The sequence below is a fragment of the Atopobium sp. oral taxon 416 genome (assembly GCF_018128285.1).
Lineage (GTDB): Bacteria > Actinomycetota > Coriobacteriia > Coriobacteriales > Atopobiaceae > Olsenella_L.
This window is the reverse complement of record NZ_CP072380.1, coordinates 1,457,903-1,472,226: the sequence shown is the minus strand read 5'-3', so window position 1 is coordinate 1,472,226 and position 14,324 is coordinate 1,457,903. Positions and strand designations below refer to the sequence as shown.

The following is a 14,324-nucleotide window of genomic DNA, read 5'->3' as shown; positions in this document are numbered from 1 at the left end:
TACGTACACATGACGTGTTTATCATACCTGATACATGTCTAAAAACCTATATGGAACAGGAGATAATTTTGCGAAAGTAGGCCGATGACCTGCGATTGTATAGAAAACTATGGTCAATTCAACAGCTCGAGCACCTCGATTAACGCATCGATTTTTCCGTGTCCACAGGTGAGTCGAAACCAAGTTTTATCCCCATGAACAGTGTCGATTCTGAAACCGATTCCTAAAGGAGACCAACTATTTGATGGGCTGGCCAGAATGCGGTGGATGCTATGCACCGCAGGCGGTTCCATCACAAAGTCTACACATGGACCGAATCCATGCTGCAAGGTTGTTGCGGCCACCTGGAAACTGGGATCCGTCTTTATCCCCGGATACCTGACTTCTCGGACTTTAGGATGGCAGACCAGATAGGCGGCGAGCGCTTGGGTGTTGTCCCAACACGCCTGTCTCCGCTCATCAAAACGATCTATCCCTGCGCTCAGATCTGTCACAACCCGCTTGGGTAGCGCCGCCTCACGATCGAGAAACGCAAGATACGACTTTACAATCTCAGGGAGTGCACGCCCCATGCTGACAGCAAAGAAGCCACATCCCGGCCAACTCACAACCGCATCGAGCGGCTCGATGGTGAGGGTGGCACCCAGCTGTGCAGCAGGGCACCCAAATGAGGTCGCGAGCGTGTTGTCGCATACGAGACAGGCGTCAGGATCCTTCTCCTGGGCCGCGGCCTTGATGTCTGTCACCGTGATCGGCACGCCGCCGAGGCTTTCGATATAGATCCCCTTATCGCCTAACATCTCATGGAGCTGCTGAATTGCGCCGGCGCCCACAAACCAGGTAGCCCGTGCCCCGATGCGTTTTGACCATGCCTGCGCTATGTCATTCAGCTCACTGTTCTGCTCATCCATATGCTGTGCCGAACGGTCCTATCTTCTCTTCAAGTAACGTTTAGCTCCTGTTTCCTCATGACACTCATCATTGCCACATGTTTGATGCCAGTATCACAACTATTTTGACGTGCTGTCGAGCACCTTGCGTGCCTGCCGTTGTCCCTCGATAGCCTCTTGCAGACGTTCCTTATAGTACGGGTGCCCAAGAGCGACACTGATGCGCAGACCGGTCTCAGCTTCCTGGAAGAGCCGCAGCGCGTGGAGCGGATCGAATTCTGGGTCAAAGTACTTGCCCGGTTTCAAATACTGCTGCGCTATACGGAACGCAGGCTGTGCGGTCTGGGGTGGCCTCTGTGCAATGTCATAGCTCTTCTCCCAGAGCTCCATGGCCGTATCCATATCCGGTTTGCCGAGATAGCCTCGGGCATAGACGTCACCGAGCTTATAGATGGCCTCATAGTTTTCGGTCAGCGCCGCAGCAACCGAGTAACACTGATAGGCTTTTGCATAGTCTTTCTCGCCGGTTCGACCGTATTCATAGACGTAGCCCAGATTGATGAGCCCCTGATAGTGTCCCCACCTGTAGGCTTTCTTGTAGAGCCTGGTCGCCTGTTTGTAATCCTGCTTAAAGATTTGACCCATGTAAAACAGAACGCCTAGATCGTTGGCAGAGCGTCCGTTTTCCTGGGCTAACCCAATTTTGTACCCGATGAGGAGGATGTCGCCGACACGCTCATCCATCTTATTGCCTTCGACAATTTCATCGAAGTTTGCGGACACGAACTCACAGAAATCATCTGGGCCTTCCCTCAGGGCTGTCGTGCTGATCGCCCGGATCATTTTATCGGTATCGATCTCATCCAGATAATCCTCATCCTCTTCTTCCTCGTCCCAATCCCCAATCCCTTCTTCTCCGAAGGCATCGGCAATTTCATCAGGGTCAATCCCCGCCGCGACGAGGAGGTCGACCATGTCTTCGCCAGTCGGTTTATCGATGTCCTGTTTCTTGCTCATATGGGTGTCCTCTCATGTGGAACTGATAGGAGAGCTTCGGTAGGTATACTCATTAGCCATTGTTACATGATTGGACCTTTTCTGCTTCACATAGTAACCGACAAAGAGCGGAAGCCTGTTAGACGAGAAGATCGAAACGATAAACGGTCTATCGAACACGATTTCTCGAGATGGATTCATAAACCATGAAGGAATCCCGCAACCTACGTCATCGCCATATACGAAGCACCCTCAATCCCCTTCTTTCCTACATCGAGCCGAATACTCTGAATCACCTGTGAGATACCAACTGCATCCTTTACTAACGGATCACAGTCCTGTGAGTTCTCAAAGACGTTCTCGATTCCCAGATGCTGCAGGAGTTCGTTGAGATCAACACCTTCCGTAGTGATGCTCATAGGCGGCATATAGACTTTGCATCTGCCCCGTTGAACAGAGAAGGTGCCCGATACATACGCTGTAAGATCAGCCCAGGCTTGTCCACTTGTGATGTAGTCTTCAAGCGACAGTGTTCCTTTGGCATTGCAGTCGCCATCTGTGCCCTTGAGGTCAGTCGCTTCCCCAGCGTGATGGCTCCATCCTATTCGAACAGATCGTATTGTCCTGATCCAACCATAAAGGGCATCATCACAGTGATTCCGTCACCACACTCAAATAATCGTTCCTTTTCAGAACCGAAGACATCAATCCAAGCGTCCCTCAAGTGCATGGAGCCGAGGATGGCAATGCATGTATCCGCATCAAACGGGGAACTTGCGCGAAGAAGCCATCGGTTGCCTTTGCAATGAACTGGCTGAGTCTGTTCGATACGGATTGGCTCTTGCTGCCGAGCTCGCGTCCGATGGTGTCCCCATCCTAGCCCTCCTGCATCCTCCTGCGCCACCCTCTAGTTGATTTCCGTGTAGTACCAGCTTTACGGCGTGTCGCAGCTCAGCGACTGGTGAGGCGCGACCGTCCATGCTCTGTGTCACGTGGTTGGAGACGAGAAGCGAGACGTAGGCGTTGGAGCCAAAGGCCGACCCCTGATCGGAGTTCATTATGGGGGGCGCGGCGTGCTCGCAAAAGGCGCCCTGCGCGCAGGCGACGACGATATTGCCTTCGCCCTAGGTGTTGCCCATAAGAGCATCACGCGCGAAGACGAGGTTCGGACGATTGATACCCAAGACGCTCTTCAGACAGTTCAGCATCGACCCGGTCGCGATAATGACTTTGTCGGCGCCGAAGTTGCGGATTTCCTCCGCCGTTGCCTCATGGCCGAGCTCAGCGTGGACCCCTAAGAGATCCATCTGGTCGTAAGGCAGGCGGCAAAAGTCGCGAACTCACCCTTGCCCGGGAGGGAGATAGCAGCCAAGAGTTCACCGCCGAGTTTTTGGTTCTTGTCCCACAGCGTCACATCGTGGCCGCGGCGCACAGCTACCACCGCAGCCTCCATGCCGTCCGAGCCACCGCCGATAATGAGGACACGCTTCTTTTGAGGCTTATCTGCGAAGGTGTACTCATGCTCGTGACCGAATTCTGGGTTGATGGCGCAGTACATCGGGATCTGCTTGATGATGGGGCCGGTGCAACCCTGCACGCAGCGCACGGACGAATCTCATCGAAGCGGCCTTCCATACCCTTACGTGGCATATTCAGGGCAGCCAAAGAACAGTGGGTCATACCGGCAGAGTCGCACATACCGCACTCAACCAGAGACTCTGCCATCAGCGGGTCATCGATACTATTGGAAGATATGGCCGGGATGTGGACGACCTACTTGAGCTCTGCGGCAAACTTGGAGGTCCAGGCATGCCGGCATAAAGGGTGGACACCTGCGCCCGGTTGTAGGAGCCATACACGCCGTTGGAGCAGTTGATTGCGTCGATGACCCACCCCTCTAAGGTTTTAGCAAGCATACAAGACTCTGCAATGCCTCCGCCGTCCACGCTGTCCACAACCGCGGAGAAGCGGCTATGATTGGGAAATCCGGACCGATGTTCTTGCAGACCTTGTCGTAGACTTCCTTCAAAAAGCGGCAGCGGTTCTGAAAGCAGCCACTGTACTCGTCGGTGCGCTTGTTCTGGAAGAAGGAAGCCTGCGATCAGGTAGCCGTTGCTAACGTGGATCTCCACGCCGTCGAAGCTGTCGGTCTTCACGTTCTTCGCAGTGACGTCGACGTTCGTGCACGATGCCCTTGATCGCCTCCTTGGTGGGCTCCTCAAGCATCTGGCGGTTCCAGGTGTAAGCAAAATGGGAGGCACTCTTGACCGGCACCCCACCGTTGACCTTGCTGTTGGTCTGACGGCCAGCATGGTAAATCTGTGCAAAGATCCTGGCGCCGTACTTGTGTACCGCATCGGTCAGACGATGGTGGCCGGGGATCATGGACTCATCGTAGATGCGCGCCACGTTCTGGTAGCCGCCTGCATGGGCATTGACCACATAGTCCTCAGCGATACTGGGACCATAGCTGCCCTTGGCCTTTGCCTCGCGGTAGGCGATGTAGCGATCTGTCGCATACCCTTGCTCATCGCACATACTGGTGACCATTGCAGCGACGACAAAGCGATTCTTCAAGGTGTAGGAGCCGATGGACAGCAGCTCTAGCATCTTCTCAAGGTTCATGGATACCCCTCCAGACATGCGGTTTTCTTTTCCCTTCAGGTGAAAACGGTAAAGCCTTCAGTAACTGTGGGGTCAAGCGATCAACGCAGCAATTGTGGAGAAACAGCGGTGTAGTGAAAGTGCTCTGAGATACGGATCAGGTGCCATGAAACAATAGGGAGGGCACCTACGGCGAGACGCAAATACGCGCCAGGCACCGTACGCGCCATAGCTCTAGATCATTAAATAACTATCCGAAGTACTCCGAGCTGCTGACCTGTGCCCTATAACACAATGTGCAGGCATTACAGCTTGTTTTCTTTTCACAAAGTCTTTTATGGATCCCACCACATTTAGGGGTGTGATTGGGTAGTTTGTTTATTGATAGGTATACAAGAAATACATATAGCAGCTAGATACGTATCTTGAAGGATGATATCTATGGCACGTAAACTCAGCGAGGAAAATAAGCTGTACTTCTACCAGCTTATTGCCACCCACTACGGGATAGGGAAACAGGTATTCCTACCCAAGATAGAAGAGCTCTTCAAAGAGGACAATATCTTCCCGGAAGACTTAGGCTTCGATGATTTCAGAGCGCTCCTCGAAGCCTGTTCCGACATTATCAACCTCACCGATTTCAAGGGGAACCGCTCCTATGCGACGTTGGTGCAAGACCAACGCTTCGACGACGCCTTGGCACAGGCTCAGTCTGACTCCACCCCAGCTAAGGGCGGGGGCAAGCCCTGGAAACACCGGAAGGCCGCCATCCTCAAACCGCAGAAGCCGAAGCAAGCCCGTCAGAAGAAGACGGCTGAGAAGAAATCCGAAGCAAAACTTGAGGAGCAGCCAAAACCAGCTAAGGCTGAAGCGTCAAAGCAGCCAGAGACAAAAGCCGAAATCCCCCAGCAGTCAGAAGAATCCCAGCCGACCGAACCAGAACCCCAAGAAACTGAGCCGAAGTCAGAAGCCCCGGAGGCTCCTGCTGCAGAGACTGCTGAGGTTGAGGGTGTACAGGTAACCGCTGAGATAACGAAACCTCAGTCAGAGCCTGCCACTGAAGCAAGCGAGCAATCGGAGCAAGAACCTGAACCCAAACCGGAACCAGAGGCTAAATCTGAGCCGGTTAAGGCTGAGGCCGCCGACAAGGAAAAAGAGGAGGAGACTTCCCAGACGCAGAAGCTCGGCAAGGATCGTGTCTTTACCCTCGACGAGATCCTTGCTATGCCTTCGGAATCTCAGAAGAAACCGGAGGAAGGACCTGCTGAGAGCCAGGAGGAAGCATCAGAGGAAGGCAAGGACGCGCTGCCCGCTGAGGTACCTGACTATATAGTGCACAAAGCGCCGACTTCTCATTCCCTCAAAGAGCAGGATCTGAAGGAACAGAAACGTATTGAGAAAGCCCCCACCACGGCTGAGCCTCGGGTATCTTCCAGTCTCCCCACGTCATTTCTGCGGGGCGTCCACTGCAAGGACGAATTACTGAACATGGTGAGCCAGCTGATGCCGATCGACTGCAATCTGTTGCAGGTCCTCGAGGAGGACTGGCAGGCGGCACGCGCCGCAGGGACAATAGAGGGAACCCGGAGCCGCGTTAGCTTCCCGCTCCGCTTCCTCCACGAGGACGGGACAACCCAGATCCGCCTCACGATCCAGAGGAGCGTGCAGCCAATCTCCGGAAAGCATTGGTACCTGGCTTTGGTGGACGGAAACGACGGAACTCATCCGCTCAAGCAGGACTTCGGCCTCGAAGGGATGCCTGAGTCCAACCAGGGAGCCTGGACAGCCTTGCAGACCACCCCCAATCCCCACGCGAAGAGCCCACAACAGCGATTCACTGAGTTTGCCTCCTTTGAAGGCTGGGACACGATGCTCAGCAACCTCTCAGATATGGCAGAGGATGAGAGCTGGTATGCCACTGCGCTCAAAACGCCTGACACGGTTTATCCGATGCTCCGGGAATACCTCACCACAACCTTTGTCCGCCTGATGGCAGAGCACAAGGTCTTGGAGAACCCTGACCACGACTTTGCCGCCTTCAATACCGGCTTGGTGACTGATCAGGAAGAGCCGATCTATGCCTGCTTCACGGCAGGCGGCGCAGGGCCCGACCCTTACCAGCTGAGCGGCTTCTGCACGGCAGATGAAGGCGAGCTCGGCAAGAAGTTCGTACGTACCCTCAATCCCCTCCCCGAGCAGGCTTCCTACCTCAGAGCCATTGAGGAGGTCCAGCCTCGTTCGGATGCACATCTCACGGTCAACTACCGCACGTTGCTGTTAGCAGAGCTTGACAGACTCCCTCAGGACTTTGTCGCACCCTTCCTCAGGGATGAAAAAGTAAGTCTGGCGCTTGAGGAATCCTGCGCCGCAGGTATCTCAGGACAACAGCGTGCCCAGGATGTTCAGACAGTCAGAGAGTATATCTGTGACACGCCGGATGTCTTCAACCAGCTCCGTGATGCATTGGCAGACCCGATGAAGAAGAGCTGGCACCGTGCAAAGCGGAACTACCGTCTCGTACTTCCGGTCTACGACCCGATCGCCAACACGGTTGAGATGCTCCTGCCGGTATCTTTGGAAGACAACACGAAAGTTGCCACCTGTGTCCACATCGAGAAGAAGGGCAGCACCACCTATCAGGCAACGGGTATCGTCAGCCTTCCTGAAGCAGCCTGCCTGGGCCGCATCGTCAACCCAGAGCTTCCCGCCTGGCTCAAGTGACTGGGAACAGTCAATCAAATCCTAAAAGTAGGGGAAATGGCGCTTATGCACCATTCCCCATTTTGTTAGTCGCTTTGGGCTTTAGAGCTATCCGCGGCGCTCTTTGATCTCCTCAGTGATGTCAGCAATAAAGTCATCGAGCTCACGAGCGACGGTCTTGTTAGAGCGGTCACGCACGGAGATGTTGTGCGCCTGCTCCTCCTTCTCGCCTAGGATCAGCATATACGGGACACGGTCGATGGAGCGGGCCTCACGGATCTTGTAGCCGATCTTCTCATCACGGTCGTCGACCTTGACGCGGATCTTGTACTCACGCAGCTTCTCCTCCACCTCGTGTGCGTAATCACGGTACTTCTCGGAAACCGGGAGGATCTTGACCTGCAGCGGTGAGAGCCAGGTCGGGAACTTGCCGGCGTACTGCTCGATCAGCATACCGATGAAGCGCTCAAAGGAGCCGAAGCCAGCGCGGTGGATCATGATCGGCTGCTTCTTGGAGCCATCCTTGTCGGTGTACTCAAGATGGAAGTTATGCGGAAGCTGGAAGTCAAGCTGAATGGTGCCGCACTGCCACTCACGGCCAAGGCAATCCTGCAGGTGGAAATCGATCTTGGGGCCATAGAAGGCGCCGTCGCCCGGGTTGACCTTGTAGTCGAGGTGCATGGCCTCAAGAGCGTCGCGCAGGCCTTTCTCTGCACCCTCCCAATCCTCATCGGAACCCATAGAGTTCTCCGGACGGGTGGAGAGCTCAACACGGTATGGGAAGCCAAACTGCGCGTAGTACGCAGTGATCAGGTGTGTGACGTCGATCACCTGCTCAGTGATCTGGTCAGGACGGATAAAGAGGTGTGCGTCATCCTGCGTGAACTCACGGACACGGAAGAGGCCGTGCAGGGTGCCTTTGAGCTCATGGCGGTGATCGAGGCCGGCCTCAGCGAGCTTCAGCGGTAGATCGCGGTAAGAGCGCGGACGGCTCTTATAGATGAGGCAGGCACCCGGACAGTTCATCGGCTTGATTGCAAAGTCCTCACCATCGATCTTGATCGTATACATATTCTCTTTATAGTGCTCCCAGTGACCGGAGGTCTCCCAGAGCTTACGGGAGAGGATCAGCGGGGTCTGTACCTGCTCATAGCCGTACTTGTCCTGCATGTCCTGCCAATACTGCGTCAGGGCATTCTTGATCCTCATGCCGTTGGGCAGCCAGAACGGAAAGCCAGGGCCCGCCTCTGACATCATGAAGATCCCCATCTCCTGACCGATCTTGCGGTGGTCGCGAAGCGCTGCCTGGCGGCGCAGCTCCAGGTAGTCCTCAAGCTCCTCCTTGGTCGGGAAGGCGATCCCGTTGATACGGGTGAGCATCTTGTTGTTCTTGTCACCCCCCCAGTAGGCGCCGGAGACGCCGGTGAGCTTAAAGGCCTTGAGTGCCTTGGTATAGGTGATGTGAGGACCAACGCACATATCGACGTAGTCGCCCTGCTTGTAGAAGGTGATACGGGCATCCTCGGGCAGGTCGTGGATGTGCTCGACCTTGTACTTCTCGTGGCGGTCCTGCATATACTTGATGGCTTCTTCACGCGGGAGCTCAAAGACCTCAAATTTGAGATTCTCCTTCGTGATCTTCTTCATCTCGTCTTCGATCTTGGGGAAGTCCTCCTCGGTGATCTTCTCCCCCTTAGGAAGCTCGATATCGTAGTAGAAACCGTTGTCGGTCGCGGGACCGAAGGCGAAGTCAGTCCCCGGATAGAGGTGGCTGATAGCCTGAGCCATAATGTGTGCCGCCGAGTGACGGATTACCTGCAGCTCTTGGTCTTTGGGGCAGTCTGCTACATGGCCGTCGTTGTACAGAATCTTCATCTATTCTCTCCTGTAGGTATACAAAACAACAACATCGAACCATAAAAATTGCTCCTAGCTAGCTTGTTTGCTAGGAGCGAGCATCTACATGGCGCCTGTCAACTTGACATAGTCTCTCGCCTGGTACGGGACAGACGCCTATTTAGTTTGCGTCGAAACACTTGAAACACTCACGCGGCAACCTTCTGCTTGCTTTGTCTTGTCGTGAGTTAGTTCTACCACAAACACCGCTCCTTGGTAAATTCGGGGCAGCTGAGAACCCCAATATCCCGATAATTTCTAAAAGTCCACGCACGAGTTGCTACTGATAGGGCTGCTTTGCCTCCCTCCTGCAGGTTATACGTCTGATCAGAGCAGCTACGGAGCATTCAGGGACCCATTCATTCAGAACAAACCCCCAGCATCTGTTTGAGACGCCGGGGGGACGATGAGAGGAGTACAATACCTACGCTAAGAGGGAGAGGAAGTCACTTCTTCTGAACGTACTTCAGGCAGTCAAGCGTGACCGCGATCAGGATGATGATGCCGGAGAAGACGAACTGCAGATTGGTATCGATGCCCAGGATCGTCAGGGAATAGGTCAGGGCGGTGAAGATCAGGACGCCGACAACCACGCCGGAGATCTTACCGATGCCGCCGGTGAAGGAGATGCCACCGACCACACAGGCTGCGATTGCGTCCATTTCCCAACCTTGACCGTAAGCTGCGGAGCCGGAGCCGAACATACGGATGCACTCGAGCCAGGAGCCGAAGCCGTAGAGGATCCCTGCGAGGATGAAGGCACCGATGGAGACAGCAAAAACGTTGATGCCGGAGACTGCTGCGGCGTCAGGGTTGCCACCGACTGCGTACATATCCTTACCGAAGGTGGTCTTGTTCCAGATGAACCACACGACTGCAATTGCGCCGACAGTCCAGAGGATGATCGTCGGGAAAGGTCCCCATTTCGGGGTGACAATTTCAGGAATGATCGGATCGATAGCGCCGAAGGAAACACCCTTAGTTGCATAGGTCGTGAGGCCGAAGATGATCAGCATGTTGGCCATTGTGGACACGAACCAGTGCATCTTGAAGCGCGCGGTAAAGAAGCCGGCGATTGCGGAGAAGAGGGTGCAGAGTGCTACGCAGACAACCAGCGCGAGGAAGATGCGTGCAGGGATCGGCATACCGGAGAAGTCAAAGACATAGCCGAAAACGGTGCCGGTGTTGGGACCTTGGTGCATAATGATGGTCGCGGCAACCATGGACATGCCGACCATACGTCCGATTGAAAGGTCAGTGCCGGTCTGCAGGATCAGGCCTGCGACGCCGAGAGCCAGAAACATTCGCGGTGCCGCCTGCTGCAGAATATTGAGGACGTTCTGCCAGGTGAGCAGGTAGGTACCCTTGATTGCCGGGGTGATCGCACAGAGGATCGCGAAGACGATGATGATTGCGATATAGAGGCCGTTGTTGAGCAGGAAGGTGCGCAGGTTGAAGTTGTACTTGTAGTTTTCCCAGCGCTGGGAGAATCTCTCAGAGGCGGTGAAACGGCCCATGCGTAGCATATCGATCAGGTGGTAGCAATAGGTGAACGCCTCGTGCTCACAGTCTTTGATCTGCTGCAGGCGCTGCTGGTAGGTTGCCTTTGCGTCAAACTGTTTGTTCTTGTAGACGTAGTTCTCTTCCTTAATCTCCTGCTTGTCGGAGAGCCCGGAGAGGTTGTTCTCGTGCTCCTGCGCGAGCTTCTCCAACTGTTGCTTATATTTGGAGTCCTCGATCTCACGCTGTTGGGCGCAGCTTGCTTTGACCGGATTTAAGTACTCGGTGTCGTAGTGCTCTTTCAGGTAGTCCTCGGCGTCGCCGATCAGGCTTGCAACCTTATCTCTGTTGGCTGCCTCGACTTGCTTGGCCTTGTCCATCTCGCTCTGGAGGCCGGAAAGGACACGCTCACGCTCTTCGCCGGTGAGCACGTTGTCCCGCTTCGTCGCGTCGATATCTGACTGCAAGGACACGATTTTGGTGGTGCCGTCGGCGCGCAGCGCATCGACTTGTTTCTGGATGCCGCCGACGTAGTCTTGTATGGGCTGAAGCAGCTGTTTTTGCTGTTTCGCCGTAAGGATACTATTTGATGCCATGGTCCTCCTCCTCATCTACAGGTATTTGGTGCTCAAACGTAGAAGTTCTTCTTGGCTGGTATCTTTCGTATTGACAATGCTGGACAGGCGCCCGTTTGACATAACCCCGATGCGGTTCGTGATGCCCAAGATCTCCGGCATCTCCGAGGAGACGACGACGATCGTGGTGCCGTGTTTGGCCATCTCAATAATGAGTTGATAGATCTCGTACTTGGCACCGACGTCGATGCCGCGGGTCGGCTCATCCATCATGAAGACCTGGGGGTGACGCTCGAGCCACTTGCCGAAGATGACCTTCTGCTGGTTGCCACCGGAAAGGCTTGGGATCAGATCGTTTGGCCCCATGCACTTGATGCGCATCGTTTTGATCTCCTTGTTGGTGGCGTCGAGCATCTTCTGGTTGGAGAGAGCAGGCCCGTTCTTGTAGTGGTCGAGGTTGGCGATCGTGGTGTTGAAGGTGAGGTCCCCTTTAAGGAAGAGGCCGTTGGCCTTGCGCTCCTCGGTGATCATCGCGAAACCGCTGTTCATTGCGTCGCGGGCGCTGTGGAAGTTCATCAGCTTGTCTCTGAAGTACACACGCCCTGCCGCACGGGTACGGATCCCGAAGACCGTCTCCAAAAGCTCGGTTCTGCCCGCACCGACCAGGCCGTAGAGCCCGAAGATCTCGCCTTTGCGCACCTCGAAGGAGATGTCACGCAGATGCGGCGCGTACTTGGTGGAGAGGTGCTGGATCTTGAGGATCGGCTCGCCCGGATGGTTGTCTACCGGTGGGAAGCGCTGGGAGAGCGAACGGCCGACCATTGCGGAAATAAGCTCGTTCATGTTGGTCTCGTTGGTCGGCTTGGTCATAACGAGCTTGCCGTCACGAAGGACTGACACGTCGTCGCAGATCTCAAAGATCTCATCCATCCTGTGGGAGATGTAGATGAGCGAGATCCCGGAGTCGCGCAGCTTGCGCATCATATCGAAGAGCTTGTCCACTTCGTTGTCCATAAGCGACGAGGTAGGCTCGTCGAGCACGATGACCTTCGCATTGTAGGAGATGGCTTTGGCGATCTCGCACATCTGGCGCTGTGAGACGGACATGTTCCGCATCGGTTGCGTCAGGTTCACCATCATGTCCAGCCTGCGGAAGAGGTCGCTTGCCCCACGTTTCATGCGGCCCTCATCCACAACACCCGCGCCGTTAGTCGGATAGCGCCCCAGGTAGAGGTTATCCACCACGCTTCTGTCCAGGCACTGGTTGAGCTCCTGGTGCACCATAGAGACGCCGTTTTCCAGGGCATCTTTCGGACCTGAAAAGTTGACCTCTTTGCCGTCGAGGATGATCGTGCCCTCATCCTTCTGATAGGTGCCGAACAGGCAGTTCATCATCGTTGACTTACCGGCGCCGTTCTCACCCATCAGCCCCATCACGGTACCGCGGCGTACGTCGAGATCGATGTGGTCAAGCACGCGGTTGCGGCCGAACGTCTTGCTCATCCCTCTGATCGAAAGGACGATGCCGTCTGGTGTCGATTCCGTCATATGTCCACCCCTCTATTCCCATCCTGTAAAAACTCGATCGGTATGCGCTGAGAGCGCGGAGAACACTCACTCCTCCCCCGCTCGAAAAACAGAGGACTACGTTCAGAAGAAACGCTGATGTATAGTGGTTACTGCCTTAAGATTCCAGTGTAGGAAGCCCCGTTATCGGTCTTGACCATGTTGATTGCAAAGGCGTCGTAGTCGCTCGGGTTCGCCAGTCTGTTGGAGACCGAAGACTCACTCTGTCCGTCACCGGCGACGAAGTCGATCTTGAAGTTCATGAGTTCCTGATACTTCTGGAGCAGCGGCCGATAGGTGGAGGACAGGAAGTTATCCGCCGCGTTGTAGATGGAAGCCCAAACTTTCTTTGTGGGGCTGGTAGACTCATCGAGCGCGGTCTGTGCGGTCTCATAGAGCTTGGTCGAATCCAGGAAGTTCTCGTAGGTATCGGCGTTGACCATCAGGTTCATCGCATAGAAGGAACGCTCGTCCTCGCTGTAGCGGTAGTCATCCGGGGAGATGATGTTGCCCTTGTCATCCGGCGTAGAGATGCCGGTCTGGAAGTCCACCCCGTCAAGGGAATTTCGGGACAGGCGGAGATTGATGTAGGCCTGCACGGCCGGGTTCTGAGAGATCGTCCCGCCGTAGCCATTCGGGATTGCGGCGACCGCGTCGGCGTTTGCGTCGTAGCCGAAAGTCGGAACGTGGTTTGAGTAGGACCAGGAATTGAACATCGCCATTCCCATACCGTCATTGTTGGAGACAACCAGGTCGATCTGATCGCCGAAGGAGGCTGCCCAGGTGCCGATTGCGTTACCTGCGGTCGGGGCATCCCAGGTAGCGCCTGCAGTGGTCTTCATCTCCTGGCTTGCCAGTTCACGGATCTTGAAGGTCTTGCCGGCGACCTCGATCTCGCCGTCCTGCACGATGTCTGAAGAACCGTCAGCGTTGGTGCCGGTAGCACCGGTGTTGATTACACCATTCTCCTCAACGGCAGTGCCGAGTGCTTTACGGACGCCGCGAGTACGGGCGATGGAGTCGTTGTGGCCCACGTCGCCGATTGCCAGAATGTAACCGATGGTTCCGTCTCCGTTGCGGTCGACCGTGTCGATATGGTTCTTGATGTAGTCGACGACCATCTGGCCCTCAAGCTCGCCACCTTGCTGCGCATCGAAGCCGACGTAATAGGTGTCCTTGTTGAATGTGAGCGTTGTCATATCGATCTCGCCGGTAGAACCATTGGACGGTTGGCGATTAAAGAAGACGACCGGCTTTTCAGTATTCGGGACCACGCTCGAGGCGGATTCCCCGCCGCAGCCCGCAAGATTTGTTCCTACGACTCCTGCAGCACACAGCCCGCAGAGCTGCAGAAACTGACGACGTGACACTGCCATAAGATCGGCCCCTTTCCTCCCATTGTGCATAGTCTGAAATCCTTCGTCGTATGCGATCGCAAAGCCTTACCTCATGCCAAGTGAGCCATCAGAGGATACGGTGGATCTCAACTTTGGTTCTTGATGGTTACGTTAACATATAGACCGCAGAGTGAAATCTACTGTTATTCTCTTTCTAGCAAATGGTTATATTTTGACGCTGAACGGTAGATAACAGCGGG

At 55.0% G+C, this 14,324-nt stretch carries 11 protein-coding genes and 1 pseudogene; 1 reads left to right on the top strand and 11 read right to left on the bottom strand.

Annotated elements, in window-relative coordinates; genetic code table 11:
• Positions 1 to 113 precede the first annotated feature (113 nt).
• The 7 genes and pseudogenes from J4859_RS07845 to J4859_RS07815 form a co-directional block, all read right to left on the bottom strand.
• Positions 114 to 911 (bottom strand): PLP-dependent transferase, encoded by a 798-nt coding sequence (locus tag J4859_RS07845; RefSeq protein WP_212334966.1) that lies wholly within the window; start codon positions 909 to 911, stop codon positions 114 to 116.
• A 99-nt stretch (positions 912 to 1,010) separates the two neighbouring features.
• Positions 1,011 to 1,907, bottom strand: coding sequence for a tetratricopeptide repeat protein (locus J4859_RS07840; protein ID WP_212334964.1), 897 nt, complete (start codon positions 1,905 to 1,907; stop codon positions 1,011 to 1,013).
• A gap of 203 nt (positions 1,908 to 2,110) precedes the next feature.
• A complete protein-coding gene (locus J4859_RS07835) occupies positions 2,111 to 2,398 on the bottom strand; it encodes a serpin family protein (RefSeq protein ID WP_256436867.1) in 288 nt (95 codons plus the stop codon).
• A gap of 612 nt (positions 2,399 to 3,010) precedes the next feature.
• Entirely contained in the window at positions 3,011 to 3,193 is a 183-nt protein-coding gene (locus tag J4859_RS07830; RefSeq protein ID WP_212334960.1) for a hypothetical protein, read from the bottom strand.
• Positions 3,181 to 3,492, bottom strand: coding sequence for an FAD-dependent oxidoreductase (locus J4859_RS07825; protein ID WP_212334958.1), 312 nt, complete (start codon positions 3,490 to 3,492; stop codon positions 3,181 to 3,183). Before J4859_RS07825 ends, J4859_RS07830 begins: the two co-directional genes overlap by 13 nt.
• 291 nt (positions 3,493 to 3,783) lie before the next feature.
• A pseudogene (locus J4859_RS17670) lies at positions 3,784 to 3,918 on the bottom strand (hypothetical protein); the annotation flags it as partial.
• 83 nt (positions 3,919 to 4,001) lie between these two features.
• Positions 4,002 to 4,511 carry a hypothetical protein gene (locus J4859_RS07815; RefSeq protein WP_212334954.1) on the bottom strand — a complete coding sequence of 170 codons (510 nt, stop codon included), beginning with the start codon at positions 4,509 to 4,511 and terminating at the stop codon, positions 4,002 to 4,004.
• Positions 4,512 to 4,931: 420 nt separating this feature from the next.
• Between J4859_RS07815 and J4859_RS07810 the strand changes: the two genes are divergently transcribed.
• Entirely contained in the window at positions 4,932 to 7,211 is a 2,280-nt protein-coding gene (locus J4859_RS07810) for a DUF3825 domain-containing protein (RefSeq protein ID WP_212334952.1), read from the top strand.
• 87 nt (positions 7,212 to 7,298) lie between these two features.
• Here the strand turns inward: J4859_RS07810 and thrS are convergent, their stop codons facing one another.
• The 4 genes from thrS to J4859_RS07790 form a co-directional block, all read right to left on the bottom strand.
• Positions 7,299 to 9,065: a threonine--tRNA ligase gene (thrS, locus tag J4859_RS07805; RefSeq protein WP_212334950.1), complete on the bottom strand. Its 1,767-nt coding sequence runs from the start codon at positions 9,063 to 9,065 to the stop codon at positions 7,299 to 7,301.
• A 467-nt stretch (positions 9,066 to 9,532) separates the two neighbouring features.
• The gene (locus tag J4859_RS07800) at positions 9,533 to 11,182 is read right to left on the bottom strand and encodes a galactoside ABC transporter permease (protein ID WP_212334948.1); all 1,650 of its coding nucleotides are present in this window, start codon (positions 11,180 to 11,182) and stop codon (positions 9,533 to 9,535) included.
• A 15-nt stretch (positions 11,183 to 11,197) separates the two neighbouring features.
• Positions 11,198 to 12,709: a sugar ABC transporter ATP-binding protein gene (locus J4859_RS07795; RefSeq protein ID WP_212334947.1), complete on the bottom strand. Its 1,512-nt coding sequence runs from the start codon at positions 12,707 to 12,709 to the stop codon at positions 11,198 to 11,200.
• Positions 12,710 to 12,837: 128 nt separating this feature from the next.
• The gene (locus J4859_RS07790; protein ID WP_212334945.1) at positions 12,838 to 14,103 is read right to left on the bottom strand and encodes a substrate-binding domain-containing protein; all 1,266 of its coding nucleotides are present in this window, start codon (positions 14,101 to 14,103) and stop codon (positions 12,838 to 12,840) included.
• Positions 14,104 to 14,324 lie beyond the last annotated feature (221 nt).

Bases quoted from the DNA above. Each gene is read 5' to 3' on its own strand.
- thrS (WP_212334950.1), bottom strand. From the start codon at position 9,065: ATGAAGATTCTGTACAACGACGGCCATGTAGCAGACTGCCCCAAAGAC.
- J4859_RS07790 (WP_212334945.1), bottom strand. From the start codon at position 14,103: ATGGCAGTGTCACGTCGTCAGTTTCTGCAGCTCTGCGGGCTGTGTGCT.
- J4859_RS07810 (WP_212334952.1), top strand. From the start codon at position 4,932: ATGGCACGTAAACTCAGCGAGGAAAATAAGCTGTACTTCTACCAGCTT.
- J4859_RS07800 (WP_212334948.1), bottom strand. From the start codon at position 11,182: ATGGCATCAAATAGTATCCTTACGGCGAAACAGCAAAAACAGCTGCTT.
- J4859_RS07815 (WP_212334954.1), bottom strand. From the start codon at position 4,511: ATGAACCTTGAGAAGATGCTAGAGCTGCTGTCCATCGGCTCCTACACC.
- J4859_RS07795 (WP_212334947.1), bottom strand. From the start codon at position 12,709: ATGACGGAATCGACACCAGACGGCATCGTCCTTTCGATCAGAGGGATG.
- J4859_RS07830 (WP_212334960.1), bottom strand. From the start codon at position 3,193: ATGGATCTCTTAGGGGTCCACGCTGAGCTCGGCCATGAGGCAACGGCG.
- J4859_RS07845 (WP_212334966.1), bottom strand. From the start codon at position 911: ATGGATGAGCAGAACAGTGAGCTGAATGACATAGCGCAGGCATGGTCA.
- J4859_RS07840 (WP_212334964.1), bottom strand. From the start codon at position 1,907: ATGAGCAAGAAACAGGACATCGATAAACCGACTGGCGAAGACATGGTC.